At 60.6% G+C, this 26,061-nt stretch carries 26 protein-coding genes; 15 read left to right on the top strand and 11 right to left on the bottom strand.

Annotated features, from left to right (window positions below):
* Positions 1–99: 99 nt before the first annotated feature.
* The 5 genes from fadB to BN1128_RS07745 all read left to right on the top strand — a co-directional run bounded on the left by fadB (position 100) and on the right by BN1128_RS07745 (position 7,181).
* Entirely contained in the window at positions 100–2,247 is a 2,148-nt protein-coding gene (gene fadB / locus BN1128_RS07765) for a fatty acid oxidation complex subunit alpha FadB (protein ID WP_042867411.1), read from the top strand.
* Positions 2,248–2,268: 21 nt separating this feature from the next.
* On the top strand, positions 2,269–3,432 hold the full coding sequence (fadA, locus tag BN1128_RS07760; RefSeq protein WP_042867410.1) for an acetyl-CoA C-acyltransferase FadA: 1,164 nt from the start codon (positions 2,269–2,271) through the stop codon (positions 3,430–3,432).
* A gap of 286 nt (positions 3,433–3,718) precedes the next feature.
* Positions 3,719–4,441, top strand: coding sequence for a response regulator (locus BN1128_RS07755; RefSeq protein ID WP_042867409.1), 723 nt, complete (start codon positions 3,719–3,721; stop codon positions 4,439–4,441).
* A gap of 51 nt (positions 4,442–4,492) precedes the next feature.
* The gene (locus tag BN1128_RS07750; RefSeq protein WP_042867408.1) at positions 4,493–5,938 is read left to right on the top strand and encodes an ATP-binding protein; all 1,446 of its coding nucleotides are present in this window, start codon (positions 4,493–4,495) and stop codon (positions 5,936–5,938) included.
* Between the two features lie 4 nt (positions 5,939–5,942).
* Positions 5,943–7,181, top strand: a complete 1,239-nt coding sequence (locus BN1128_RS07745; RefSeq protein WP_042867407.1) for an ABC transporter substrate-binding protein — start codon at positions 5,943–5,945, stop codon at positions 7,179–7,181.
* Between the two features lie 75 nt (positions 7,182–7,256).
* On the opposite strand, the gene BN1128_RS07740 is transcribed toward BN1128_RS07745, so the two are convergent.
* Positions 7,257–7,448 carry a hypothetical protein gene (locus BN1128_RS07740; protein ID WP_042036104.1) on the bottom strand — a complete coding sequence of 64 codons (192 nt, stop codon included), beginning with the start codon at positions 7,446–7,448 and terminating at the stop codon, positions 7,257–7,259.
* Positions 7,449–7,619: 171 nt separating this feature from the next.
* On the opposite strand from BN1128_RS07740, the gene tusA reads away from it, so the two are divergent.
* Entirely contained in the window at positions 7,620–7,865 is a 246-nt protein-coding gene (gene tusA, locus BN1128_RS07735) for a sulfurtransferase TusA (RefSeq protein WP_042867406.1), read from the top strand.
* A 19-nt stretch (positions 7,866–7,884) separates the two neighbouring features.
* Positions 7,885–8,232: a RidA family protein gene (locus BN1128_RS07730; protein ID WP_042867405.1), complete on the top strand. Its 348-nt coding sequence runs from the start codon at positions 7,885–7,887 to the stop codon at positions 8,230–8,232.
* A 190-nt stretch (positions 8,233–8,422) separates the two neighbouring features.
* On the opposite strand, the gene BN1128_RS07725 is transcribed toward BN1128_RS07730, so the two are convergent.
* On the bottom strand, positions 8,423–9,079 hold the full coding sequence (locus BN1128_RS07725) for an OmpA family lipoprotein (protein WP_042867404.1): 657 nt from the start codon (positions 9,077–9,079) through the stop codon (positions 8,423–8,425).
* Positions 9,080–9,332: 253 nt separating this feature from the next.
* Positions 9,333–9,905 carry a DNA-3-methyladenine glycosylase I gene (locus BN1128_RS07720; RefSeq protein WP_042867402.1) on the bottom strand — a complete coding sequence of 191 codons (573 nt, stop codon included), beginning with the start codon at positions 9,903–9,905 and terminating at the stop codon, positions 9,333–9,335.
* Positions 9,906–10,126: 221 nt separating this feature from the next.
* Between BN1128_RS07720 and glyQ the strand changes: the two genes are divergently transcribed.
* From glyQ to BN1128_RS25285, 3 genes are all read left to right on the top strand, one after another.
* Positions 10,127–11,050: a glycine--tRNA ligase subunit alpha gene (gene glyQ, locus BN1128_RS07715; RefSeq protein ID WP_005320598.1), complete on the top strand. Its 924-nt coding sequence runs from the start codon at positions 10,127–10,129 to the stop codon at positions 11,048–11,050.
* A gap of 9 nt (positions 11,051–11,059) precedes the next feature.
* Positions 11,060–13,129, top strand: a complete 2,070-nt coding sequence (gene glyS, locus BN1128_RS07710) for a glycine--tRNA ligase subunit beta (RefSeq protein ID WP_042867401.1) — start codon at positions 11,060–11,062, stop codon at positions 13,127–13,129.
* Between the two features lie 185 nt (positions 13,130–13,314).
* Positions 13,315–13,836, top strand: a complete 522-nt coding sequence (locus BN1128_RS25285) for a hypothetical protein (protein ID WP_156140149.1) — start codon at positions 13,315–13,317, stop codon at positions 13,834–13,836.
* A 279-nt stretch (positions 13,837–14,115) separates the two neighbouring features.
* Here BN1128_RS25285 and BN1128_RS07705 read toward each other — a convergent pair whose 3' ends face one another.
* Positions 14,116–14,622: a P-loop nucleotide/nucleoside kinase family protein gene (locus BN1128_RS07705; RefSeq protein ID WP_042867400.1), complete on the bottom strand. Its 507-nt coding sequence runs from the start codon at positions 14,620–14,622 to the stop codon at positions 14,116–14,118.
* Between the two features lie 343 nt (positions 14,623–14,965).
* Between BN1128_RS07705 and BN1128_RS07700 the strand changes: the two genes are divergently transcribed.
* From BN1128_RS07700 to BN1128_RS07690, 4 genes are all read left to right on the top strand, one after another.
* Positions 14,966–15,520: a hypothetical protein gene (locus BN1128_RS07700; protein ID WP_244464571.1), complete on the top strand. Its 555-nt coding sequence runs from the start codon at positions 14,966–14,968 to the stop codon at positions 15,518–15,520.
* Entirely contained in the window at positions 15,466–15,762 is a 297-nt protein-coding gene (locus BN1128_RS26180; protein WP_244464570.1) for a hypothetical protein, read from the top strand. Before BN1128_RS07700 ends, BN1128_RS26180 begins: the two co-directional genes overlap by 55 nt.
* 129 nt (positions 15,763–15,891) lie before the next feature.
* Positions 15,892–16,659 (top strand): EAL domain-containing protein, encoded by a 768-nt coding sequence (locus BN1128_RS07695; protein WP_042867399.1) that lies wholly within the window; start codon positions 15,892–15,894, stop codon positions 16,657–16,659.
* A gap of 159 nt (positions 16,660–16,818) precedes the next feature.
* Entirely contained in the window at positions 16,819–17,298 is a 480-nt protein-coding gene (locus tag BN1128_RS07690) for a DM13 domain-containing protein (protein WP_042867419.1), read from the top strand.
* Positions 17,299–17,384: 86 nt separating this feature from the next.
* Here the strand turns inward: BN1128_RS07690 and BN1128_RS07685 are convergent, their stop codons facing one another.
* Complete coding sequence (locus BN1128_RS07685) at positions 17,385–17,684, bottom strand: hypothetical protein (RefSeq protein ID WP_042867398.1); 300 nt, start codon at positions 17,682–17,684, stop codon at positions 17,385–17,387.
* Positions 17,685–17,924: 240 nt separating this feature from the next.
* Positions 17,925–19,436 (bottom strand): ADP-ribosyltransferase, encoded by a 1,512-nt coding sequence (locus tag BN1128_RS07680; RefSeq protein ID WP_042867397.1) that lies wholly within the window; start codon positions 19,434–19,436, stop codon positions 17,925–17,927.
* A 198-nt stretch (positions 19,437–19,634) separates the two neighbouring features.
* On the opposite strand from BN1128_RS07680, the gene BN1128_RS07675 reads away from it, so the two are divergent.
* Positions 19,635–19,991 carry a CesT family type III secretion system chaperone gene (locus BN1128_RS07675; protein ID WP_042867396.1) on the top strand — a complete coding sequence of 119 codons (357 nt, stop codon included), beginning with the start codon at positions 19,635–19,637 and terminating at the stop codon, positions 19,989–19,991.
* 151 nt (positions 19,992–20,142) lie between these two features.
* Here the strand turns inward: BN1128_RS07675 and BN1128_RS07670 are convergent, their stop codons facing one another.
* The 5 genes from BN1128_RS07670 to norV form a co-directional block, all read right to left on the bottom strand.
* Positions 20,143–21,369, bottom strand: a complete 1,227-nt coding sequence (locus tag BN1128_RS07670; RefSeq protein ID WP_042867395.1) for an aromatic amino acid transporter — start codon at positions 21,367–21,369, stop codon at positions 20,143–20,145.
* Between the two features lie 287 nt (positions 21,370–21,656).
* Positions 21,657–22,874: a 4Fe-4S binding protein gene (locus tag BN1128_RS07665; RefSeq protein ID WP_042867394.1), complete on the bottom strand. Its 1,218-nt coding sequence runs from the start codon at positions 22,872–22,874 to the stop codon at positions 21,657–21,659.
* A 124-nt stretch (positions 22,875–22,998) separates the two neighbouring features.
* Positions 22,999–23,340 (bottom strand): TehB family protein, encoded by a 342-nt coding sequence (locus tag BN1128_RS07660; RefSeq protein WP_042867393.1) that lies wholly within the window; start codon positions 23,338–23,340, stop codon positions 22,999–23,001.
* A gap of 50 nt (positions 23,341–23,390) precedes the next feature.
* A complete protein-coding gene (gene norW, locus BN1128_RS07655) occupies positions 23,391–24,557 on the bottom strand; it encodes an NADH:flavorubredoxin reductase NorW (RefSeq protein ID WP_042867392.1) in 1,167 nt (388 codons plus the stop codon).
* Complete coding sequence (gene norV / locus BN1128_RS07650; protein ID WP_042867391.1) at positions 24,554–26,035, bottom strand: anaerobic nitric oxide reductase flavorubredoxin; 1,482 nt, start codon at positions 26,033–26,035, stop codon at positions 24,554–24,556. The genes norW and norV overlap by 4 nt, the downstream gene beginning before the upstream one ends.
* Positions 26,036–26,061: the final 26 nt, after the last annotated feature.

The following is a 26,061-nucleotide window of genomic DNA, read 5'->3' as shown; positions in this document are numbered from 1 at the left end:
TGTTGAAAATGTCTCCTTTTGGATCAATAGTGAGCCTCGCCCCCTGCTGGGGATAAAGGAGCAACACCCCCCACCGAGTGGGAACAAGGAGACACTCTCATGATCTACCAAGGCGAAACCCTGTCGGTCAGCTACCTCGAAAACGGCATTGCCGAACTGAGGTTTGATGCCCCGGGTTCAGTCAACAAGCTGGATCGCGCTACCCTGCTCTCACTGAGCGAAGCGATCGCTGCATTACAACAAGAACGTGAACTAAAAGGTCTGATCCTCACCTCCGGCAAAGACGCCTTTATCGTCGGTGCCGACATTACCGAATTTCTGGAACTGTTCGATCTGCCGCAAGAAGATCTGCTCGGCTGGCTGAAAAAGGCCAACGACATCTTCAGTGCCATCGAAGATCTGCCGGTGCCGACCCTCTCTGCCATCAAGGGCCACGCTCTGGGCGGCGGCTGCGAGACCATACTCTCTACCGATTTTCGTCTGGCCGACACCAGCGCCAAGATTGGCCTGCCCGAGACCAAACTCGGCATCATGCCGGGCTTTGGCGGCACGGTTCGTTTGCCGCGCCTGATCGGTGCCGACAACGCGCTGGAGTGGATCACCACAGGCAAGGATTACCGTGCCGATGACGCCCTCAAGGTGGGTGCCGTCGATGCCGTGGTCGCGCCCGAGGCACTGCACAGCGCCGCCGTGCAGATGATGAAAGACGCCATCGCGGGCAAGCTGAACTGGCAGAGCCGCCGCGCCGCCAAGAAGGCCCCGCTGCGTCTGTCCAAGCTGGAAGCCATGATGAGCTTCAGCACCGCCGCCGGCATGGTTGCCGCCGTGGCGGGCAAGCATTATCCGGCCCCTATGACGGCGGTGAAAACCGTCGAAGCCGCCGCTGGCATGAGCCGTGACGAGGCCTTGGTGGTCGAGGCACAAGGCTTTATCAAACTGGCCAAGACCGACGTCGCCAAAGCGCTGGTCGGCATCTTCCTCAACGATCAGCACATCAAGGCGCTGGCCAAGAAGGCCGCCAAGCAGGCTGCTAAGGCCACAAGCCACGCCGCCGTGCTGGGTGCCGGCATCATGGGTGGCGGCATCGCCTACCAGTCTGCCAGCAAGGGCATTCCGGCGGTGATGAAGGACATCAACGAGAAGGCGCTGGCGCTGGGCATGGGTGAAGCCACCAAGCTGCTCAACGGCCAGCTCGAGAAGGGCCGCATCGATGGCATCAAGATGGGCCAGGTGCTCTCCGCCATTACCCCGACCCTGAGCTATGACAACGTCAAGCATGTGGATCTGGTGGTCGAAGCCGTGGTCGAGAATCCCAAGGTGAAGGCCGCCGTGCTGGGCGAAGTGGAAGGCATTATCGGTGACGACGCCGTGCTCGCCAGCAACACCTCCACCATTCCCATCTCCCTGCTGGCCAAGGGGCTGAAGCGTCCGCAGAACTTCTGCGGCATGCACTTCTTCAACCCGGTGCACCGCATGCCACTGGTGGAGATCATCCGCGGCGAGCAGACCTCCGATGAAACCATCAACCGCGTGGTGGCCTATGCCGCCGCCATGGGCAAGTCGCCGGTAGTGGTCAACGACTGCCCGGGCTTCTTCGTCAACCGGGTACTCTTCCCCTACTTCTTCGGCTTCAACAAGCTGGTCGCCGATGGCGCCGACTTTGCCGCCGTCGACAAGGTGATGGAGAAGGAGTTTGGCTGGCCCATGGGCCCCGCCTACCTGCTGGACGTGGTCGGCATCGACACAGGTCACCATGCCGGTGACGTCATGGCGCAGGGCTTCCCGGCTCGCATGAGCAAGGAAGGCCGCACCGCCATCGATGTGATGTACGACGCCAGCCGCTTCGGTCAGAAGAATGGCAAGGGCTTCTACGCCTACGAGCAGGACAAGAAGGGCAAGCCGAAGAAGGTGGCCGATGTGGCCGCTTACGAGCTGCTGGCCCCCATTGCCAAGCCGAAACAGGATTTCGACAAGGAAGCCATCATAGCCCGCATGATGATCCCCATGATCAACGAGGTGGTGCTCTGTCTGGAAGAGGCCATAGTCGCCACGCCGGCCGAGGCCGACATCGCGCTGGTCTATGGTCTGGGCTTCCCTCCCTTCCGTGGTGGCGTGTTCCGCTATCTGGACACCATTGGTCTGGATCGTTACGTGGCCATGGCCGACCAGTATGCCGATCTGGGCCCGCTCTACCGCGTCAGCGACAAGCTGCGTGAGATGGCCGCCCAGGGCAAAACCTTCTACTGATTGCGGAAAGGAGATCCATTCATGAAAGACGTAGTCATTGTCGACTGTATCCGGACCCCCATGGGCCGGTCCAAGGGCGGCGCCTTCCGCAACGTGCGTGCAGAAGATCTGTCCGCGCACCTGATGAGCTCCATCCTGCTGCGCAACCCCAACCTCGATCCGAACGAGATCGAGGACATCTACTGGGGCTGCGTGCAGCAGACCCTGGAGCAGGGCTTCAACATAGCCCGCAACGCGGCCCTGCTGGCGGGGATCCCCAAGCAGGTAGGTGCTGTCACCGTCAACCGGCTGTGTGGCTCCTCCATGCAGGCGCTGCATGATGCTTCCCGTGCCATTCAGGTAGGTGATGGGGACATCTTCATCATCGGCGGCGTCGAGCACATGGGCCATGTGCCCATGAGCCACGGCGTCGACTTCCACCCCGGTATGGCCAAGTCGGTGGCCAAGGCCTCCGGCATGATGGGGCTGACCGCCGAGATGCTGGGCAAGCTGCACGGCATCAGCCGCCAACAGCAGGACGAGTTTGCCGCCCGCTCCCACCGCCGCGCCTATGCCGCGACCGTGGAAGGGCGCTTCGCCAGAGAGATCGTCGGGCTGGAAGGGCATGACGCCAGCGGCGCCCGCTTCTTCTACGACTACGACGAGGTGATCCGCCCGGAGACCACGGTCGAAACCCTGAGCCAGCTGCGCCCTGTGTTCGACCCGGTCAACGGCACAGTCACAGCCGGCACCTCCTCGGCCCTGTCCGACGGCGCCTCCGCCATGTTGGTGATGAGCGCGGATCGTGCCAAGGCGCTGGGGTTGACCCCGCGCGTCAGGGTGCGCTCCATGGCCGTGGCCGGTTGCGATGCCGCCATCATGGGCTATGGCCCTGTGCCTGCTACCCAGAAGGCGCTCAAGCGTGCCGGTCTGACCATAGGCGACATCGATCTGGTCGAGCTGAACGAGGCGTTCGCCGCCCAGTCCCTGCCCTGCGTCAAGGACCTGGGACTGCTGGACGTAGCGGAAGAGAAGGTCAACCTGAACGGTGGTGCCATCGCCCTGGGCCACCCGCTGGGCTGCTCCGGCTCGCGCATCTCTACCACCCTGATCCACCTGATGGAGGAGAAGGACGCTACCCTGGGTCTTGCCACCATGTGCATAGGTCTGGGCCAGGGCATAGCAACCGTGTTCGAACGGGTGTGATGTCAACGGTTCGCCCTCCCTTCGACAACGAGGGCGAGCCAGGATTGTCTCTTTTGGGGTCGGCCTTGCCGGCCCGTCATCGAGTCTGTGGAGATCGCCACACGGGGTGATCGCCTGTCGTCGGAATCTGCGTGTTGGCCGCCCCGTTTGGGTCGGCCTTTTTTATTTACAGGACGCGATATGGGAGGATATTGCCCATAACCTCACATTAGATGGGGGGCTTGCTTGCTTTTTACTCCCCCGACAGGTTCAATCTGCACAAAAAAATGGGTGGATGCACATACATATGTCAACGAGCAAACAACTGCTGATCGTCGACGACGACCAAGAGATCCGCGAGCTGCTCAATGAATACCTGACCAGGGCGGGTTTCCAAGTATTGACGGCGGCGGAAGGAAACGAGATGCGCCAGCAGCTCGCCCTGCACAGCCCTGACCTGATTATTCTCGATATCATGATGCCAGGCGACGACGGTTTTACCCTCTGCCAGCAGATCCGTCGCGACTCCCAGGTGCCCATCATCATGTTGACCGCCGCCTCCGATGAAGCGGACCGGGTGATCGGCCTCGAACTCGGCGCCGACGACTACATCGCCAAGCCATTCAGCCCGCGCGAACTGCAGGCCCGCATCAAGGCGCTGCTGCGCCGCGCCGAATTCCGCCAGCCGGAAAAAGAGAAGGAACCGAGCCGCCGGCTGCGTTTTGCCGAGTGGACCCTGGACACCCTGAGTCACCAGCTGACCCACGAGGATGGCAGCCTGCTGGATCTCTCCGGCAGCGATGCCCTGCTGCTCGGCATGTTTCTGCAGCAACCCGGCGTGGTGCTGGACAGAGACACCATCTCGGACGCGACCCGCGGCCGCGAGAGCCTGCCGATGGAGCGCGGCATAGACGTACAGATCAGCCGTCTGCGCCAGAAGCTGGGTGACAACGGCAAGAGCCCTCGGATCATCAAGACCATTCGCGGCAGCGGCTACATGCTGATTGCCGAGGTACACGAGATCCCATGATGGGTAAAAAGGTAGCGATGGCATGCTGATCGACCAAAGGCACGAGATCCCATGAGAACGAGGTGGTTCTGGCGGGCGCTGGTCCCCCGCTCCCTGTTGTCGCGGATGCTGCTGCTGTTGCTGCTCGCCATACTGCTCTCCCAGACCATACTCACCGGCATCTGGATGCAGCAGATCCAGAAGCGGGAGCTGGAAGGCATGCTCAGCACCACCCGCAACCTGGCGCTGTCGGCCGCCTCCACCGTCAACTTCTTCAAATCGCTGCCGCTGCAGTACCGCCATATCGCGCTGGACCAGCTGCGCAACATGGGCGGCAGCCGTTTCTTCGTCTCGCTGAACGAGGAAGAGATCCACATCAGCGCCATCCCGGAGAGCGAGCGCAAGACGCTGGTGCTCAAAGAGGTGCAGGGCGTGCTGACCCGCAAGCTCTCCGATGCCATGGCCATCAAGGTGGACTTCTCGCGGCCCGAAGAGCTACACGTCTTCAACAACGACACCCTGCTGGCGGATCTGCCCTCCTCCTGGGCCCGCTATACCCTGTCGCTGGAGCCGCTCAATCCTCCCGTGCTGGTGACCCAGATAGAGATAGAGCCGGGTGAATGGCTCTATCTGGCGGCCCTGCTGCCCGCTCCCTACATGACGCTCGACGATACTGTGATGCCGAGCAACCAGGTGCGTTTCATCGCCCTGATGACTGTCTTCCTCTGTTTCTTCACCTTCCTGCTGGTGCGCTGGCAGACCCGCCCGCTGCGCCGGCTCGCCAAGGCGGCGGTCAACCTGGGCAAGGATATAGACCAACCTTCGCTCAAAGAGGAAGGGGCATCAGAAATCGTGGCGGCCACCCGCGCTTTCAACATCATGCAGCACCGCATCCGCCGCTATATCGATGATCGGGAGCGGCTGTTCAGCTCAATCTCCCACGATCTCAAGACCCCCATCACCCGGCTGCGGCTGCGAGTTGAGCTGCTCGACGACGAGGTGCAGATCGGCAAGTTCAACAAGGATCTGGACGAGCTGGAGCTGATGGTCAAAGGGGCGCTGCAGACCGTGAAAGACACCGACATCCACGAGAACATAGAGCAGCTGGACATAGACGCCATGCTGGAGCAGATGGCCGAGTCCATGAACCTGCATGACGAACGGCTGACCATAGAGGGCCACTGCAAGCAGCTCTACCGTGGCAAGCCACTGGCGCTCAAGCGCTGCATCGGCAACCTGGTGGACAACGGTATCAAGTACGGCCAGAAGGTGCGCATCATCATCATGGACGACGAGGAGATGCTGATCCTCTTTATCATGGATGAGGGCCCCGGCCTGCCGGACGATCAGTTCGAGCGCATTTTCGAGCCCTACTACCGGCTCAGCACGGATCTGGCCGGAACCGGCCTTGGCCTGGGCATAGCCCGCAACATAGCCCACGCCCACGGCGGCGATCTGGTGCTGGAAAATCGCCCGCAGGGTGGCCTGCAGGCCACCCTCTCCCTACCAAGGCAGTAACCTTATGAAGTGGTTGTCTTTTTCTGTCATCGCCCTGCTCTCTTCGCCCGTCGGCGCCTCCCAGGTGGAGGTGCTGCACTGGTGGACCTCCGGCGGTGAAGCCAAGGCGGTGGAGGTGCTCAAGTCCGAGTGGACCGAGCAGGGCAACCAGTGGAACGATTTCGCGGTGCAGGGCGGCGGCGGCAAGAGCGCCATGACGGTGCTGAAAAGCCGGGCACTGGCGGCCAACCCGCCGGAGGCGGCGCACCTCAAGGGCTATGAGCTGAGGGAGTGGGCCGGGCTCGGCTTCCTGCGCGATCTCACCCCCATGGCCGAACACCTGGGCTGGTACCCGCAGCTGCCCGCCATGGTGCGGGAAACCCTCAGCCAGAATGGCGCCTTGATGGCGGTGCCCACCGGCATCCACCGCGTCAACTGGCTGTGGCTCAACCGCAAGCTGTTCGACAAGCTGGGGCTGACCCCACCCACCGACTGGAACCAGTTCGTAGCCGTGGCGGAACGGCTCAAGGCACAGAACATCACACCGCTCGCCATCGGCAACGAGCCCTGGCAGCTGGCGGTGTTGTTCGAAACGGTGGCGCTCGGCGAAGGAGGCAAGGATTTCTATCGCAAGGCCTTCGTCGAACTGGACGGCGCCACCCTGACCGGCCCCGACATGGTGCGGGTGCTGACCCGCTTCCAGCAGTTGCGCGCCTACGTGCCCAAGAGCTTCATCGGCTTGAAGTGGCACCAGGCCACCAACCAGCTGGAGACGGGCGAGGCCGCCATGCAGCTGATGGGGGACTGGGTGAAGGGGGAGCTGAGCGTCAGCAACTACAGGCCGGGTGAAGACATAGAGTGCCTGCCCAGCCCGGGCAGTGAAGGGCTGTTCAGCTACAACCTGGACTCCATCGCCATGTTCAAGCAGCGGGATCCCGCCCAGTTGCAGGCGCAGGGCGAGCTGGCCCAGTTGCTGATGACGCCGCGCTTCCAGCAGGAGTTCAACCGGGTGAAGGGCTCGATCCCCGCCCTCACCAAACCGGACATGAGTAAGTTCGATCGCTGCGCCCTGCGCTCCTACCAGGATTTCCTGCTGGCGGAGCGAGAGGGCAACCTGCTGCCCAGCATGGCGGAAGGGATGGCGACGCCGACCAACATGCGCCAGGCGATCATGGATGTGCTGAGCAACTTCTTCAACGACCCCAGGGCCAACCCGGAGCAGACGGCGCTGCATCTGGAGCGGGCCATGCGCTCGACCCGCTAGTCCCTTTCTCGACAGCCAGAAACGACAAAGGCGGATAATGCATCCGCCTTTGTCGTCGTGGGAGAAATCCGGGAGCTAAGTGTTGTCGTTCTCGTCCTCATCTTCGTCGTAGTAATCGCTGAGCTCGATCCAGAGCCCCAGTCCGATCATCACCATGGAACCGAACCAGGTGCCGGTATTACCGATCGGGCTGCCCATCACTATCATGGCGAAAGCCAAGAACCCCATGCCTGCGTAGGCTTGCAATCTGCCGTAGGAGACCTGCATATTCACACCTCCTTGTTGAATATGGTTCAATTTTTATATTACTCAGAAGACGGGGACTAGATAGGGCCAGATAACACTTCGGTTACATATGCTGCTTCCAGCCCCAGTTATTTGATTATTTTTTCGCCGTGAGTATCATTGGCAGCTGAATTGGTTGAAGGTTGATTATTGATGAGTGCTTTATTCTGCGATGCAACCCATGAGTTGGACGCAATCGGGCTTCGTTGCCCGGAACCCGTGATGATGGTGCGTAAAAAAGTGCGGCTGATGGCCCAGGGAGAGACCCTGCTGGTCAGCGCCGACGATCCCTCAACCACCCGCGACATCCCCAGCTTCTGCCGCTTCATGGATCACACCCTGATCGCCAGCGAGACAGAGCAGGCCCCCTACCGCTATCTGATCCGCAAGGGTCAATAAGCCCAGTTTCGGAGCAAACATGACAACCATTACCCGAGTCGGCACCACCCAGCGTTGGTCAGACGTGGTCATTCACAACGGCACCCTCTATGTGGTGGAAGTCCCCGTCAGCGAAGAGGCCGACATTCACCAGCAGACCCGCGAAGTGCTGACCAGCCTGCAGCGCCTGCTGGAAGCCAATGGCTCCGGGGTCGGCAAAATCCTGATGGCCAACATCTATCTCAAGGACATTGCGGACATAGCCGCCTTCAACGAACAGTGGGATGCCTGGATCCCGGCGGGTACGGCGCCGGTACGCGCCTGCGTACAAGCCCGCCTTGCCCACGAAGGCTACAAGGTCGAAATCCAGCTGACTGCGGCTGTCTAAGCCGAGCGGGATGCCTGGCTCCCCTGACGCAAACACAGCCCCCGTCCGAGCCTGCGTACAGGCCCGCCTTGCCCACGAAGGCTACAAGGTGGAAATCCAGCTGACTGCGGCTGTCTAAGCCCGCAACACCGGATAGCAAAAGGCCCCACCAGTGATGGCGGGGCCTTTTTGTTACCGGAAACCAGACGACTTAGGCTGTCGGGGTCAGGGTAATGGTCACGCGACGGTTCTGGGCCTTGCCGGCGGTGGTGCTGTTGCTGGCAACCGGCTGATCCGGGCCCACACCGCGGGTGGCGATGCGGCTGCCGGTCACGCCCTGACCGATCAGCTGGGCGGCAACGGCATCGGCACGCTGGGCGGAGAGCTTCATGTTCAGATCGCGGGAGCCTGTGCTGTCGGTGTGGCCGACCACGTTCAGGCGGGTCTTGTCGAACTCGGCAACCACTATGGCCACGCCGGACAGGGTATTGGCACCGGCCGCTTTCAGCTGGGCGCTGGCGCTGTCGAAGGTGACGTTGTTCGGCATGTTGAGGATCAGCTCGTCGCCATTGCGGGTCACGCTGACGCCAGTACCCTGCAGCTTCTCGCGCAGCTTGGCTTCCTGCACGTCCATGTAGTAACCAATACCGCCACCCAGGGCGGCACCGGCGGCCACGCCAGTCAGAATCCCCTTCTTGCGATCACCCTTGCTGGAGGAGAGCGCGCCCACGGCGGCGCCCGTCGCGGCGCCGGCCAGCGCCCCCCAGGCCCCCTTGGAGGTCTGGGATTCACCGGTATAGGGATTGGTAGTACAGCCGGTCAGGGCAATGGTCAGTGCCAGGGCTGGCACCAGGATCTTGGCTCGCATGAAAAAACCTCTATGAATACAGTCCGGCACCATGCCGGGGGCCGGATTGTAACGCGCCACCACGCCATTGTCTGACGCAGGTCTGAACGGCTGGCGAGAGTGAGTGTTTTTTGCGCGCCAGCGGCGCTTGGCGGGCCAAATTCGGCTACAAATGCAGCCGAATTTGTCGCAAGGAGGAGGATGGCCGACAGCCCCAGGCAATCGGCGTGACCGATAGCCCATTGGCGGGAGTCTGGCACGGTCGATAGCAGCCTCAGGCCGGCTGCTGGCACTCGGCGTGGCAAGGGCAGCTGACCAGATGATCGTTCACCATCCCCACTGCCTGCATGAAGGCGTAGCAAATCGTGCTGCCGACGAAGTTGAAGCCGAGCTTCTTGAGTGCCTTCGACATGGCATCCGACTCTGGCGATGTCGCCGGAATATCGCCGTTGCCCTGCCGCTGGTTGACCATGGGAGCGCCACCGACAAAGCCCCAGAGGAAGTCGGCGAAGTCGATCCCCTGCGCCTGCAACGCCAGATAGGCACGGGCATTTTTGATGATCGACTGCACCTTGAGGCGGTTGCGGATAATGCCGGTGTCCTCCATCAGCCGCTCTACATCCTGCTCGTCGAACTGGGCTATCAGCACAGGATCAAAGTCGGCATAGGCGCGATGGTAGCTCTCGGTACGCTTGAGGATGGTGATCCACGACAGCCCCGCCTGCTGGCCATCGAGGCAGAGCTTGGCAAACAGCTCGCGGGCGTCATAAACCGGCCGGCCCCACTGCTTGTCATGGTATTCGATATATTCCGGGTCCTTGGTCACCCAGGCGCAGCGCAGTTCCATTCTTCGTCTCCTGTTATTTTTCTCTGCCCGACTCTCTGTCCGACAAGGGGATTTCATCGGCCACATGAGGGGGCTTCCGTCCCGGGCCAACCAGGCCCGGCGCAGCCCCGCCCCATGAATCCCCTACAATTTCGCCTATTATCCGACCATGCCAGACGGTATACTCCTTCGGTTCACATTCAGCAAATCTTGCTCTGATTTCACTTCGCGCGAAAAACACTATGCAAAAATTCGATGTCAAAACCTTTCAGGGCCTGATCCTGCAGCTGCAGGACTATTGGTCCCGCCAGGGCTGTACCATTATTCAGCCGCTGGACATGGAAGTGGGTGCCGGTACTTCACACCCCATGACCTGTCTGCGCGCTCTGGGCCCGGAGCCCATCGCCTGCGCTTACGTGCAACCGTCCCGCCGTCCGACCGACGGCCGCTACGGTGAAAACCCGAACCGCCTGCAGCACTACTACCAGTTCCAGGTGATCATCAAGCCTTCCCCCGACAACATTCAGGAACTCTACCTCGGCTCGCTGAAAGAGCTGGGCATGGATCCCGAAATCCACGACATCCGCTTCGTGGAAGACAACTGGGAAAACCCGACGCTGGGTGCCTGGGGTCTGGGCTGGGAAGTGTGGCTCAACGGCATGGAAGTGACTCAGTTCACCTACTTCCAGCAAGTTGGCGGCCTGGAGTGCAAACCGGTGACCGGCGAGATCACCTATGGTCTCGAGCGTCTGGCCATGTACATTCAGGGCGTGGACAGCGTCTATGACCTGGTCTGGTCCGATGGCCCGCTGGGCAAGACCACCTATGGCGACGTGTTCCACCAGAACGAAGTGGAGCAGTCCACCTACAACTTCGAACACGCCGACGTGGACTTCCTGTTCCACTGCTTCGAGCAGTACGAGAAAGAGGCCCAGCACCTGCTGGCACTGGAAACACCGCTGCCGCTGCCCGCTTACGAGCGCATTCTGAAAGCTGCCCACTCCTTCAACCTGCTGGATGCCCGCAAGGCCATCTCGGTCACCGAGCGTCAGCGCTACATATTGCGCATTCGCACCCTGACCAAGGCCGTGGCCGAGGCGTACTATGCCTCCCGCGAAGCACTGGGCTTCCCCATGTGCAAGCGCACTGAGAACAAGCAAGGTTAAGGAACGGACATGGCACAACATACATTTCTGGTAGAGATCGGCACAGCTGAGCTGCCGCCAAAAGCCCTGCGCTCCCTGGCCGAAGCCTTTGCCGACAACTTCAAAGCTGAGCTGACCAAGGCCGACCTGGCCTTCGGCGACGTCGAGTGGTTCGCCTCACCGCGCCGCCTGGCGCTGAAGGTACACGCGCTGGCTGGCGAACAGCCGAGCAAGAGCGTCGAGAAGCGCGGCCCGGCCGTGTCTCAGGCGTTCGATGCCGAAGGCAAGCCGACCAAGGCTGCCGAAGGCTGGGCCCGTGGCAACGGCATCACAGTTGCTCAAGCCGAGCGTCTGGTCACCGACAAGGGGGAGTGGCTGGTTCACACCGCCAAGGTCGAAGGCCGTCCGGCTAAAGAATTGCTGGGCGAGCTGGTCGCTGCTGCACTGGCCAAGCTGCCCATCCCCAAGATGATGCGCTGGGGCGACAAGACCATCCAGTTCGTGCGTCCGGTGTTCACCGTGACCCTGCTGCTGGATGGGGATCTGGTGCCCGCTCACATTCTGGGTATCGACTCTGCCCGCACCATTCGCGGTCACCGCTTTATGGGCCAGCCCGAGTTCACCATCGACAACGCCAGCCAGTACCCGCAGATCCTGCTGGAAAAAGGCAAAGTGGTTGCCGACTTCATGGCGCGCAAGGCCAAGATCAAGGCTGACGCCGAAGCGGCCGCTGCCGCCTTCGGTGGCGTTGCCGATCTGGACGATGCCCTGCTGGAAGAGGTCACCGCACTGGTCGAGTGGCCTGTGGTGCTGACCGCCAACTTCGAAGAGAAGTTCCTGGCCGTGCCGGCTGAAGCGCTGGTTCACACCATGAAGGGTGACCAGAAGTACTTCCCGGTCTACGACAAGAACGGCAAGCTGCTGCCGAAGTTCATCTTCGTCACCAATATCGAGTCCAAAGACCCGAGCCAGATCATCAGCGGCAACGAGAAGGTGGTTCGCCCCCGTCTGTCTGACGCCGAGTTCTTCTTCAAGACTGACCTCAAGCAAACCCTGGCCTCCCGCCTGCCGCGCCTTGAAACCGTGCTGTTCCAGCAACAGCTCGGCACAGTCAAGGCCAAGGTCGAGCGCATCGAGACCGTCGCCGGCTTCATCGCCGAGCGCATCGGTGCCAACGTGGCTCAGGCCAAGCGTGCCGGTCTGCTCTCCAAGTGTGATCTGATGACCAACATGGTCGGCGAGTTCGCCAGCACCCAGGGTGTGATGGGGATGCACTACGCCCGTCACGATGGCGAAGACGAAGTGGTGGCCGTGGCCCTCAACGAGCAGTACATGCCGCGCTTCGCCGGTGATGCCCTGCCGTCCGCTCTGGAAGCCTGCGCCGTGGCGCTGGCCGACAAGCTCGACACCCTGGCCGGTATCTTCGGCATCGGCATGCTGCCCAAAGGCGACAAGGATCCGTTCGCTCTGCGTCGCGCCGCCATCGGTGCCCTGCGCATCATGACCGAGAAGCAGCTGGATCTGGATCTGGTTGAACTGGTTGAAGAAGCAGTACGCGTCTACGGCGACAAGCTGACCAACAAAACCGTCGTTACCGACGTGGTCGACTTTATGCTGGGTCGCTTCCGCGCCGCCTATCAGGACGAAGGCATTGGTGCCGATGTGGTGCTGGCCGTACTCGCCCGCCGCCCGACCCGTCCGCTCGACTTCGATCGTCGCGTCAAGGCCGTCAGCCACTTCCGCAGCCTGGATGCCGCACTGGCATTGGCTGCTGCCAACAAGCGCGTCAGCAACATTCTGGCCAAGGTTGAAGGCGAATTGCCGACTGCCGTCAAACCGGAACTGCTGGTCGATGCCGCCGAGAAGGCGCTGGCCACTCAGGTTGCTGCCCTGCAAGCCGAACTGGCGCCGCTGTTCGCTGCCGGTGACTATCAGGCTGCCCTCACCCGTCTGGCCGCCCTGCGCGAGCCGGTCGACACCTTCTTCAACGAGGTGATGGTGATGGCAGAAGACGAGGCCCTCAAGGCCAACCGTCTGGCGCTGCTGAACAACCTGCGCAACCTGTTCCTGCAAGTCGCGGATATCTCCCTGCTGCAGTGATGTTGGGTCGGTTAGTGATATAAAAAACGGCGCCGCGAGGCGCCGTTTTTTATTGGAAAAAAGAATCAGGAGCACATATCAATCAGATAATAACTTAGTTATAGATATATACTAACGAGACCTAAATCACACATTAAATACCACCAAATCATATAATGGTTATCATTTCCCAATAAATGCCCTGTATGAAAAACACACTAATATTTCTTGCCTGTATCTTTATGAGTGGATGTGCATCAATCATTTCATCTGTCGGAGATGATTTCTTTCCTGAAAAAACTGAAGGAAAAAGTGAGCAGGATGTTGTCACCATATATACCGAGGATGAAATCCAAGAGTACGATGTAAAACTATACACTAAGAATAGTGCACTAATTGAAAAGCTTAGGTCTGATTCTATTTTCTTTGTAGAAAGAACTTTTGTTGATGAACCAATAAAAATCTTCTCAGCTATAACCAGTGCAATCCCAGCCAATAAAAAAGAACAACAAAAAAACCTGAAATTAAGACATCCAAGAGTAATTCTCCCTGCTGGCGAATTTACTTTGTATGTGGGCTGTCAATACCAAACTTCCGGATACATGTACAAAAGCTATAAGTATATTGATATAAATGCTAGCAAGGGGAGCAAGTACATCGTTTCATGTTATAAACCTTCAGGCTCAATCTCTCCTATAGGGAAACTAACCGAGTTAAAACGCATCTGATTTTTAATACGCTAAGTATTAATATATAAGGAAGGTGCGAACAAGTTGCTCGCGCCTTCATCATAAGCAATCTCCTCACGTTTAAAATTTTCATAAAGTCTGGGACACTAGGAAATTCTCATGTACAGCTCGTAGGTTCGATTAGCCGCCAGGCGTAATCGGACGTTCGCGTAAATCGATTCTCCCGCTATCACAGCCAGCCGAATTTCCAACTCCGGCTGGCCGCAACAGCCGAGACAACAGCTTCTCAGTCGTCCGATTACGCTGCGCTAATCGAACCTACGATTCCTTTGCCAACGCGGCGACAATCTTTTCCACGCTCTGGGCTATCGACAGGGTGGCGCTATCCAGTATCAGGCACTCCCTGTCCCAGAGTTCATAATCGCGATCGAGCACCGCCTGCCAGTCCGGCAATGCAAATCCCGCAATATCAGCCGTCCGGCTCTCGACCCGCTCGCGGTGCAGTCTCGGGTTGGAGCAGACAACCTCGATATCGAGACAGGGCACCCCGACCGAGCGGGCGATGTCATGGTAAGCATTCCGGGTCAGCTGGATGGGGTTAACGGAATCCGTGATGACGATAGAGCCGAGTTTCAGGTTCTCTCTGGCCAGTTGATAGGCGACAAAATAACCGGCGGGCCCCATCTCTTCACCCGTCCGTTCAGCATCACGAATGGCCTGCTCTATGGTATCAATGCGCAGATAGACGGCCCCCAACCGCTTGGCCAAAGCTCGCGCAATCGTGCTCTTTCCGCTGCCCGGCAAACCACTGAAGATAATCAGCATCGTGTTCCCTTGTGATGAAAAGGCTCGCCGGCATTTTCCCCGCGATGGAGGCCCTGAGTCCAGCGTCGGTGTGCCGGCACGCTCGCCCGATCACCACGACACAAAGCTGACCAAAACTGGGACACCCACCTAGTTCCAGCCTTTGACAACTCACTCCCCCTCCATGTCCTGCCGAACCTGATCGCACCGGTCGCGCCGAGCCGTGACCGGGCGTAACATAGCTGGCCCACTCATCGCTTTTTCAGGCACGGTTCACCCCCGAAAAATCTGAATCGGCGATGGCCGTGGGCTAGGATGATGAAAGCAACCTCCTGTTAATAGCCGCTGACCATCAGGGAAATTCATGCTGCAGAGACCCAGCTTCTGCCTCTTCTTTTCTGCCATGCTGCTCCTGCTGCACGCCTCATTGGTAATGGGCACACCGACCAAAGGCACCATCACCCTGGTGAGCTCGCTGGATACCAAAGAGTCCATGTACGGCCGCTGGCTGAAGCTGATTTATCAGGATGCCTTTGCGCGCCTTGGCTACGACTTCATCTATGCCGGTTACCCGGGCGGGCGAGCCCCCCACATGGCCGAAAGTGGCGAGGTCGATGGCGAGATACATCGTGCCACCGAATATCAACTGCAAACCCGCCACCTGCTGAAAGTCCCCGAATCCCACTTCACCCTTTCCTATGAGGCGTATACCGCCTTCCGGGTATTCAGCTCAAGGGGTGGAGCAGCCTGCTCGGCACCTCTTATCGGGTGGAGTACCGCCGCGGGGCCAAGTTGCCAGAGTTGGCACTATCCAGGGTGGTGGCGCCCGCCCAGCTGTTTGACATCAGCACTGTGGATCAGGGAATGGGCAAACTGCTCAAGGGGCGCAGCGATCTATATATTGAGCAAACCATGGTAGCCAGGCAGGCTATAGCCGCGCTGATCACCAGGTCTGAAGCCGGCACCAGGATCTACTCCGCAGGCATCATGGATACCCTTGACTCATATGTGTATCTGCACGAGAGACATAAAACCTTGGTGGCCCAGCTGGCGCTCGTTATCCGCCAGATGAAACAGGAAGGCGCCATAGCCCGTTATCAACAACAAGCGCTGCAAGAGAGCACCCCCTGGCCTGGCCTCTTTCCGGCAGATAGCGTTTAGTGTTCAATGGCAGCAAATTCACCTGTTGGCAGACCGTTTTCTGGGCGCCATCCAGGCTTGTTATCATTTGAAGCTGGATATAGGCTTGATATCGCGCTCCAGCTCACCAGTCCCCCTTATGAGGAAAGCATGGACATACCTTCTGCTCCCCCCCAGCTATCGTGCCAGCAGTGCCAGGAAAGCGGGGATCTCGGCTTCGATTTCACCATGGCCTTTCAACCCATAATCCGCTGTCGTACCCGTACCATATTTGGCTATGAAGCGCTGGTCAGGGGGATCAATAACGAACCCGCCCACTCAGTGATTTCACGGGTCAACGATGACAATCGCCACCGCTTTGATCAGCTTTGCCGGATCAAAGCCATTGCACTGGCGGCCAAACTCAAGATGCAGGGAATGTTGAGCATCAATTTCCTGCCCAATGCGGTTTATCGTCCGGAGCGCTGCATCCGCACCACCTTGCAAGCAGCGCGGGAGCACCAGTTTCCCATCGAGCAGATCATGTTCGAGTTCACCGAAGTGGAGCGCGTGGCGGATAACCAGCATATTCGCCACATAGTTGATCACTATCAGGCACTCGGCTTCAAAACGGCGATGGATGACTTTGGTGCCGGATATTCCAGTCTCAATCTGCTGGCAGATTTTCTGCCAGACATCATCAAACTGGATATGCATCTGTTGAGGGGGATCGATAAAGACAAGGTCCGCCAGGCCATTGTGCGCCACTGTCTCGCCCTCTTTGAGGAGTTGAACATCACCCCCCTGACGGAAGGGATCGAAACCCGGGATGAAATGGCATGTCTGCAGGAGATGGGGATAGACCTGATGCAGGGTTATCTGTTTGCCAAACCCGGTTTCGAAATACTGCCCCCCGTGGATTTCGATGCCCTTCAGTAAAATGGGAGAGGTGAGCCAGGCAAGCGGCCCCGCTATCGATCATCATAATCCACCCCATCACTCACCTTACCCGGGAGCATGATGGCGAGCAGCGTGACCCGTCTGTGGGGATGCCGCTGCTAGCGATATTGCCATCCATTTATCAAGGAGAGAGACATGATGCAACGCAAGACCCTGGTCCTGCTGCTGGCGACTCATCTGCTGATCGGGGGATTGGGGTTTGCCGCCGGCATCTATGCCCTGCCGATCCTGATGGCGCCTGCCGCACCTAGCAGTGAACAGGTGGCGGCCAGCCAGCAGCAGGCCAGTTTCAGCGGCACCTTTCGTCGGGATCTCAAAGACAGCGACCGGCTGCATTGGGGGGAGGGCAAGGTGAGCATTGGGCCCGACGCCGTCAGCCTGATGGGGCAACTAGCACCAGGGCCCGATTACCAGCTCTATCTATCACCGGAATTTGTCGAAACCGAGGCGGATTTTGCCCGCCTGAAAGCGCAGATGGTGCACGTTGGGCCGGTCAAAACCTTCGACAACTTTATCGTGCCACTGCCCGCCAATATCGATCCGGCCCGCTACGACAGCGTGATCGTCTGGTGCGAAACCTTCGGCCAATTCATCACAGCCGCCCGCTATCGGCACTAGCCCTGCCGGTCGCCGTAGGGCCGGAGACGGCGCAGCATCATAAAAAACGGCGCCCCAAGGCGCCGTTTTGCTGTCTGTCTGATCACTCAACTCGGGGGAAAGTGGCCGCCAATGCTGATCACCTTGACCTGCTGCAGAGTGCCATTGATGGTAAAGGCGACCCTGTGCTCCTGACTGAGCCGGATCGTGTAGATCCCTTTATTGTTGCCGCTCAGCTGCTCGTAGTGCATATCGCCAACCTTGCCGGCGGCACTCTTGGGATCCGAGCCGCGCTCGATCTCCCGCCGCCATTCATGATACTTGCTCATGGCCGAGGGCGTCACGGCGACGTGCTTGTCCTTGTTGTAGAGGATCCGGGGTTGGGAATCATCGATAGTCCATGCCATAGCCATCTCCATAATTAGGCTCCAAAGAGAACCAAACTATAGTCCAAACGAGCTGAATGGCAGAGATCCCTAACTGTCATTGCTGCCACCATTGCCCACAGAGGACCAGCAAGCGCAGGGTAATACACACCGGGCGCATCATCTGGCCAAGGCGAATACTCCAAGGCAAACGTGCCCCCCTTGGGGGGCACGTGATGGACATAGTGGTTTATTCACTCATATCCGACAACATAAGCACGCTTACAGATAGTGCTCATCAACACCGATATGGGTTAACGCAGCCAGCTCCAGTGGCGTCAACTGTGCCGCATCGTCGATCATTGTCGGCTCGCCGCGGGCGGATTCTGGCAGCTGGAGGCGCACCTTGAGCGTGTCGGTCAGGCTGCCAACCAGATTGCCCATGCGGGTCAGGCGGGAAACCAGTACGGCCTCCGGACTGCTTTCGCTGTCGGCAAAGGTAGAGACCTGTGCCACCGCGAAGTCACAGATGGCCTTGGCCCGATCACCAAAAGCCCCTTCCAGCTGTTGTAGCACCTGTTGCGCCTCACTGTCGCCCAGACGATCCAGCTCCGCCTTCATGTGACCGGTGTCAAAGCGTAGGCGCGCCCCGGCATCGAGCCGATCTTCCGGCTTGCCAGCAGTATGGTTGGCCCACGTCTGATCGGTTTGACCGGCGAACTGCATCAGGCCGCCCAGTACCAGTCGCTGGTTGGGGCGCGACGAGGCCTGGCTGTCGAGGGCATGACCAAGGGAAGAGCCCTTGGCATCGCTGCCGCTGGCCAAGGAAAGCGCCAGGGTGCGAAGGGTTTGCAGATCGCCACGGGTCTGCAATTTGGCCATGTGGGAGCCATTGATGGAGCCATCGGCAATATGCTGGTGCAGGGCGTTGAGATCGCTGCTGCTCAGGGTCACTGTCGTCGAGGTTTGATCCCGCAGCAGGTAGCTAGCCTGATGGCTGATCAGATCCAGCGCCAGCTTGTAACCGGTCGCTGGCGTCTGGCGCGCAACGGCGACCTGTTCGCGGGCTACCCCTCTGGCCTCCCCGCTTTGGGCTTGCACCGGTTCGCCAGCAACTTCGGCCTTTACTGCACGCTGCAGGTCGGCAACCTCGGCCATCACGGCATGCAGCTGGCTCATCGCCTCTTGCAACAATTCGGGGGTGGCGCTAGCCACCAGCTCGGTCACCTTGCTCCCCACAGTGCCCCACTGCTGGAGCGGGATACCGGCGATGGGATGCTCCAGCAACCCGGCGGCCAATGTCTGACTCTCCTGTCGCATGGAACCATCCCGGATCCCGATCAGGGAGGTCGCCAGTGAACGCAGGGCCCCATTACCGGTCGCCAGACGGGCGTGATCCTGTCCCAGTTGCTCGGCATTGATGCTGTTCAGCTCGTTTGCCTTGTCGAGACCGCTCAGAGTAAAAGGCAGCGCCTGTTGCAACAGCAACCGTTTCTGTTCAGCCAGCGAGAGGTTCGGAGTCTGCTGCGCCTTCGGCGCAGCGGCACTCTTGTCTGTCCCCAGCAAGTTGCCGATCCACTCTTTGATGGCCACGAATGGGCGGGCCAGCTGGGCCCCCAGCCGCGAGAGCAGCCCCTGGCCTTTTTGCGGTTCGCTGCGGTTGCCAAGCAGGATCGCATCTTGCCCGGTGGCGATCTGACGTACATCCAGCTGGCCCATCCGGCCAACCCCTGTGGTTGCATCAGTGTGGTGAGCGACGGCCTGCATGCCGCCGGTGTTTGCTTGAATCTGCATGATAATTGTCTTCTTGTGATGTTTCGCCGCCAGTCTAGGAGAGGCCATCAACAGGGACTATCGGGATTGGTCGCGATTTTTGTACTGAGCACGGAGTGCTATCTCACTGACCGAAAAGCTAAAAAAAGAGAGCCATCGTTAACAGTGCCGCTGGCGGCGACCTGCTCTAATGGCGCCATCATCAATCTGGAGCCATCAATGAACACTCTTTATCACGCCGCCATCCACCAGTTGTTTCTCTCCCTCTCCCTTCCGGCACCGCAGCAGGAGGATAGCGTCACCAGCCTGCAGATCGGCGAGCTTACCTGCCATCTGACCGAGCACCCGGCCAACTATCTGCTGATGTTTACGCGCCTTGAGGCGGCCACCAGTGCCCAAGCCGCGGCGCAGAACCTGTTCAGCCAAGACCCCTGCAAACCGGTACTTGGCTTCGATTCACAGACCCTGAACCCGGTGTTATGGAACCGTCAGCCGCTTCAACAGCTGGAACGTGCCCAGATCCACCACCAACTGGAACAACTGGTCTCTGCCGCTGATGAGCTAAGCAGGCAGTAACAGGTACGCCCCAAATCGGACCATATGGAATCCAGGGCGGCTCTCCAGACTAGAATACGGCTCTGCCGTCGGAGTCCCCACAGTAAAACGGCGCCCGAAGGCGCCGTTTTACTGCATGCCACCGGTGACGGCGGTTGGCTGTTTATATAGATCAGCCGGTATAGACAGGCAGCTGACCCGCCATATTGAGCAGGTGGAAGAGCGCGGTCAGCACACCGAACAGCAAGACGCCCACTATCATCGGCATGCCGCCCGGTGCGCGGAAGCCGTCGCCTTTGCCGCCTTGCTCACCCTTGCCGGTGCGCACCTTCCAGGCCAGCAGCGCGGGTATGATGCAGGTCCAGAGGGTCGCCACGGCGCCGGCGTAGCCGATGGCCATCAGGAAGCCGAACGGGAACAGCAGAGAGAGCAGCAGCGGCGGCAGGAAGGTGGCGGCCCACGACTTGGCGCGGCCCTGATGACTGTTGTCGAACTTGAACAGATCAGCCAGATAGTCGAACACCCCCAGACCCACCCCGATAAAGGAGGAGAGGATGGCGGCCATGGAGAAGAGGTTGAGGGCGTTGGAGACGGCCTCCGACTCTATCACCGAGGCCAGCGCCTTGAGCAGCACGTCGACGTTGCCGCCCTGGGCCACCACGGGCCCGAACTCGCTGCGCGGCAGGTTGCCGAACACGCTCACCAGCCAGATGAGGTAGAACAGCAGCGCTATGGCGGTACCACCGAGAATGGCGTAACGGGCGCGGCGCTCCTCACCGTAGTAGGCGCGCATGGACGACACCGAGTGGTGATAGCCAAACGAGGTGAGCGCCACCGGCAGCATGGCCAGTGCATAAGGAGCATAGCTGGCGTGCTCGCTCAGAGTATCGAACAGCAGGGTCGGCTTGATGTTGAGGGAGAGGCCCGAGATGCCGAACACGAAGCTCAGCCCCATGGCGATGACCAGCACGACCGAGATGCGATCCACGGCCCGGGTCGAGTGCCACACCAGGCCGGAGAAGCCCAGGGTGAACAGGATGGATCCCCAGTGGCTGCCGATGCCGGTCATGCCATCTATGATGAGGCCGGCCGAGGTGATGTAGGCGTAGAGCAGTATGCCGCCGACAAAGTAGACGGTGAGGTTGTTGAGGACGTTGACCTTCTCTCCCAGCAGCTCCCGGGTCACGGTATCGAACGACACGCGCAGCGGGTAGCCCTGATAGGACTCCAGCAGCATCCAGCCGGAAACCGTCATCACTATCATGGTCAGGGTGATGGCCAGCACCGACCAGATGGTCCAGGCGCCCGCCCCGGCACTCGGCAAGCCCAGCATGCCGGCCCCTACACAGACGCCGGCAATGATGCATGCCCCGCCCACCAAAGATGGTTTCTGTCCCATTTACTTCTCCAAAGACGATTGTGGATCTGGTCGCGACCGCGGACCGTTGCATTTGCTACGCCGGTTGTCATGGTAGATCGCGCTCATCTATGTGCCGGCGCCCAGCGCTTGCTGCTTCGAAAGCGAAGCAAGGTGGTTAAGGCTGGCTGTCGGCCCGACACGGCAGCAGGGCCGCCATGTCGGGGAAGGGACTTTACCCTGCTACCCCTCAGGTATCAAATGCGGGTGCATCTTCAGACCGCCCGGCGGCCCCCTCAGAGGAGCGCCTGCAACTGACTCATCGGTGCTCAATGAGCCAGTTGGGGCAACAGCTGCAGCAGCTGGGCGCGATCCGCCAGTGGCGTCTGGCTGACCCAGATACCCAGCAGGCCGTAGGAGAGCAGCGGCAATATCAACAACAACAGGCAGAGCAGACCCAGCAGCCAGCGGGGCTCAAGCCTGCGCGCCTTGCTGCCAAGGTGCAGCGCATCGGCCCGCTTGGGGCAGGCGGCGACGCAGCTCATACAACTGGTGCACTCCAGGCTGCGCACCGCGATCAGCTGGTGCACCTGGATGCGGGAGGGACAGGCCCGGCTGCACTTATCGCAGTCATGGCCAGTACTTCGCAGACAATGGGCGGGATCGCGGCGAATGCGCAGGGGCGTCAACAAGCCCAGCAGGGCGAGCCAGGCGCCGTAGGGGCAGAGGTAGCGGCAGAAGCACTGGCGGAAGGTGGCTGTGAGCAGCAGCACCCAGCCCAGACACAGGCCCGAAATCAGGGTCAGGTTGAAGAAGAAGGCCCCCATCTTCATGTCCGCCGCCTGATGGTAGGGGCTGGTGAAGTAGCCGGGCAGGGCGGCGCCTGGCACCGCGATCAGCACGATAAACAGCAAAAATCCGAGCACCAGGAATTTCTGGGAACGCAGCACGGCATCGAGCCAGCGCGGCGGCATCCACTCCCCTGGCAGCAGGCGACTGCGCAGACGATGCAGCCACTCACCCACCAGCCCGATCGGGCAGAACCAGGCGCAGAAGGCTCGCCCCAGCAACAGGGCCGACAGACAGAGCACCAGTACAGTGATGGTGGCCGCCGGATGATGGGGATCCACCAGCCCCTGACTGAGCCAGGCTCGCAGCCCGAGCCCGCCGGCGATGGGCAGGAAGCCGTCGACCACGTCCGGACGCACCAGCCAGGGGGGTATCCCCTGCCCCAGCTGCCAGATATGCAGGCCATACTGCACAGTCACCAGCCCCCAGCAGAGCAGCAGCAGATGACGGGCCCAGGCCCGCAGCGACTGGCTGTTGGCTCCGCTGAGTGCCGGCAGCGGTCGGTATTTGTGCCACAGAGCGAGGGGGACGACCACCAGCCCCAGCGCGAGCCAGAGGGTGAAATCCGCCGCCACCAGCCAGCCGACGAGCAGCAAGCCGAGGGCAAGATGCCACTGCCAGCCGGACCGCACCTGCCACCCCAACAGGACCAGATAGACCAGGCTAGCCACCATGGTCATCGCTTCAATCAGGCTCATGCATCTCCCTCATAGCACTCATTCGGATAAGGGGGCAGGATAACGAACATCTGAGTTGATTATTTTGATCTGCATGGGCAGAGGGGGACATTCGCGCCCAATGCCCCCTGGCTAGGGTTGAACCTTATGCCTTGCGGCTGTTGAACAGGGGCTGATCGGATTCTGCCTGCTCGGCCCAGAAGTGGATGTTGAAGCGGGCATCCTCCGACAGCTCGACCCTGTGCCAGTACTGGGGCGGGCTGGTGGCAAACTGGCCGGCCCGGATCACCAGGCTTATCTCAGGCTCCTCGGCCTGCTCGTCGGCAAAGCCGTGATAGGTGACGGTTCCCTCCATCACGCAGATCTGGCCGAACACCCCGGCCGCCGTATTGTGGTGGCTGAGCAGGGCCTGGGGCACATTCTCGCGGGTAAAGAAGGGAGTGGAACGACGCACCACCCAGTGAGACGGAATAAGTTGCATGGACATATCAATTCTCCTCAAGTAGCCGGGTCAACCCGGCCTGACGTATCGATGAATCAACGGGGCAACTGGCGCAGCAGCGGGAAGGCGGCGCTCATCTGATCGCCCCCCACCACGAAGCCGCACAGCTCGCCATCTTCGCCGTGTGCCTCGGCCACCATGCCCTGGCTGTTCCAGCGGCACTGCCAGGCGAGATCCTCGCCCTTGGTGCGGCCCGCCAGCTGCAAGGGATAACGCGGCGTCTTCACCTTCACCAGCATGGGTGGCAGGGTCAGTGGGGTCGGCGTACCAAGCAGGGTGCGCGCCAGCGCATTGGCCCCCAGCACTATTGGTTGCAGGAAGGGGAGCAGCTGTCCCCGCCACTGGGCGCAATCACCCAGTGCGAAGATATGGGGAGCGCTGGTCTGCAAGTTGTCGTCGACCAGGATGCCACGTTCCACCTCCAGCCCGGCCCCTTGGGCCAGGGCCAGATTCGGCCGCAGGCCGATCGCGGCGATCACCAGATCCTGCTCGCTGGTGCGGCCATCGGTCAGGGTCACCCGCCAGCCGTCGCCGGGCTGGGCATCTATCCTGGCGATACCTGCCCCGAATTGCAGGCTGACCCCCTGACTGCGCAGTGCCTGCTGCAGTGGCTGACTCAGCACAGCAGGCAACAGGGTGCTGAGCGGGCTGTCGGCCAGATCCAGCAGGGTGACCTCGCGACCATCGCTCGCCATGTCCATCGCCAGCTCGCAGCCGATGAGGCCGGCCCCCAGCACCAGGATGCGGCGGGCCTGCTGGATGAGCCCCTCGGCGGCGGCGTACTCCTGCTGACTGTTGAGGGTCACCAGATGCTCGCTTCCCGGTATCTCGGGGCGCGCCGCGCTGGCGCCGGTGGCCAGCACCAGCTGGCCGTAGGGGAAGCTGCCCTGCTCGGTCAGCACCAGCCGCCGGACGGGATCTATGCCAAGCACTGGGCAGTAGGGCAGCAGCGCGATGCGCTGCTGCTCGGCAAAGTCGCTGCCGCTCTGCCGGGTCATGGCCGCGGCGGCGCAGCCCCGGCTAACCACGTGGCTCAAGTCCGGCTTGTTGTACTCGTCGCCGCTGTCGGCCGTGATGAGGCGGATGGGCTGTTCACCATCCAGCTTGCGCAGGCTCTTGACCAGCTGCTGGGCGGCGAAGCCGCTGCCGATCACCACGATTTCCCGGCTGATGCCGGCGTCATTCAGGGTTGCTGCGTTCATACACAGGCCTCCACGGCGCAGGGTTCGAATACCTCCTTGCCGATGCCGCAGCCGGGGCAGAGGAAGCTGTCCGGCACCTGGGCCCAGGGAGTGCCTGGTGCCACCAGCTGATCCGGCTCCCCCAGCGCCGGGTCATAGACCCACTGGCAGACGACGCAGAGCATGCTCTGCTCGTCGTCCCATTCAGCGGCGGCCGCTGCGGCTTGCGGCGCCTTGGCGATCACGGGAGCAGGCGTCACCGCAGCCGGAGTGGTGGTGATCGGGCGGGGCGTCTCGAGCGGGTGCAGCGCCCACTGGCGGGCCAGCTGGCGGCCGTGCTCGCGACAGTCGGCCAGGGCCGAACCATCCGGGCGCCACTTGGCCTTGAGGGAGATGCTGATATCGAAACCCGCGTCCATCAACCGGGTCTGGATGCGGTCCACGGCGCCGCCAGTCCAGCCATAGCTGCCGAAGGCCGAGGCGCGCTTGTTTCTGAAGCGCAGGCCGGTGATCTCCTCCAGCATGCCCGCCACCTTGGGCATCATGACGTTGTTCATGGTGGAGGAGCCCACCAGCACTCCCTTGGAGCGGAACACCTGGGTCAGGATCTCGTTCTTGTCGTGGCGCGCCACGTTGTAGATCTTCACCGCCACCCCGGGGTCCACCTCGTGGATGCCCTGGGCGATGGCGTCGGCCATCATGCGGGTGTTGTTGGACATGGAGTCGTAAAAGAGGGTGATGCGATCCTCCTGGTAGTGGTCGGCCCACTCCAGGTATTTCAGGATTATCTGGGTGGGATCGTCGCGCCAGACGATGCCGTGGGAGGTGGCCACCATGCTCACCGGCAGGTTGAAGCCCAACACCTCCTTGATCTTGGCGGTCACCAGCGGGCTGAAGGGGGTGAGTATGTTGGCGTAGTAGCGCTGGCACTGCTCCATCAGCTCAACCTGATCCACCTCGTCGTTGAACAGGTGCTCGTCGCAGTAGTGCTGGCCGAAGGCATCGTTGGAGAAGAGCACCGCATCCTCTGTCATATAGGTCATCATGCTGTCGGGCCAATGCAGCATGGGAGTCTCGATAAACACCAGCTGCTTGCCGTTGCCTATGTCCAGGCTGTCGCCGGTCTTGACCGGGTGGAAGTTCCACTCAGGATGATGATGATGGCCGGTGATGGAGTCGATGGCGTTGTGGGTGCAGTAGATGGGGGTGCCCGGGATGCGGGCCATCAGCTCGGTCAGGGCGCCGGCGTGATCCTCCTCGGCGTGGTTGATCACCACGAAATCGATGGAAGCGAGATCGATCTCCGCAGCCAGGTTCTGCACGAACTCCCGGCTGAACTTGTGATCGACGGTGTCGATCAGTACGTTCTTCCCTTCGCGGATGAGATAGCTGTTATAGCTGGTGCCCTTGTGGGTCTTGTACTCGGTGCCGTGGAAGTCGCGCACCTCCCAGTCCCGTTGGCCGACCCAGTGAATGTTGTTTTTGACGTGAATGGTCATCAAGTTGTTCCTCAGAATGCAATAGC

The organism is Aeromonas piscicola (assembly GCF_000820005.1).
Lineage (GTDB): Bacteria > Pseudomonadota > Gammaproteobacteria > Enterobacterales > Aeromonadaceae > Aeromonas > Aeromonas piscicola.
The sequence above is the reverse complement of the archived record's forward strand: the minus strand, read 5'-3'. Positions and strand labels throughout refer to the sequence as shown.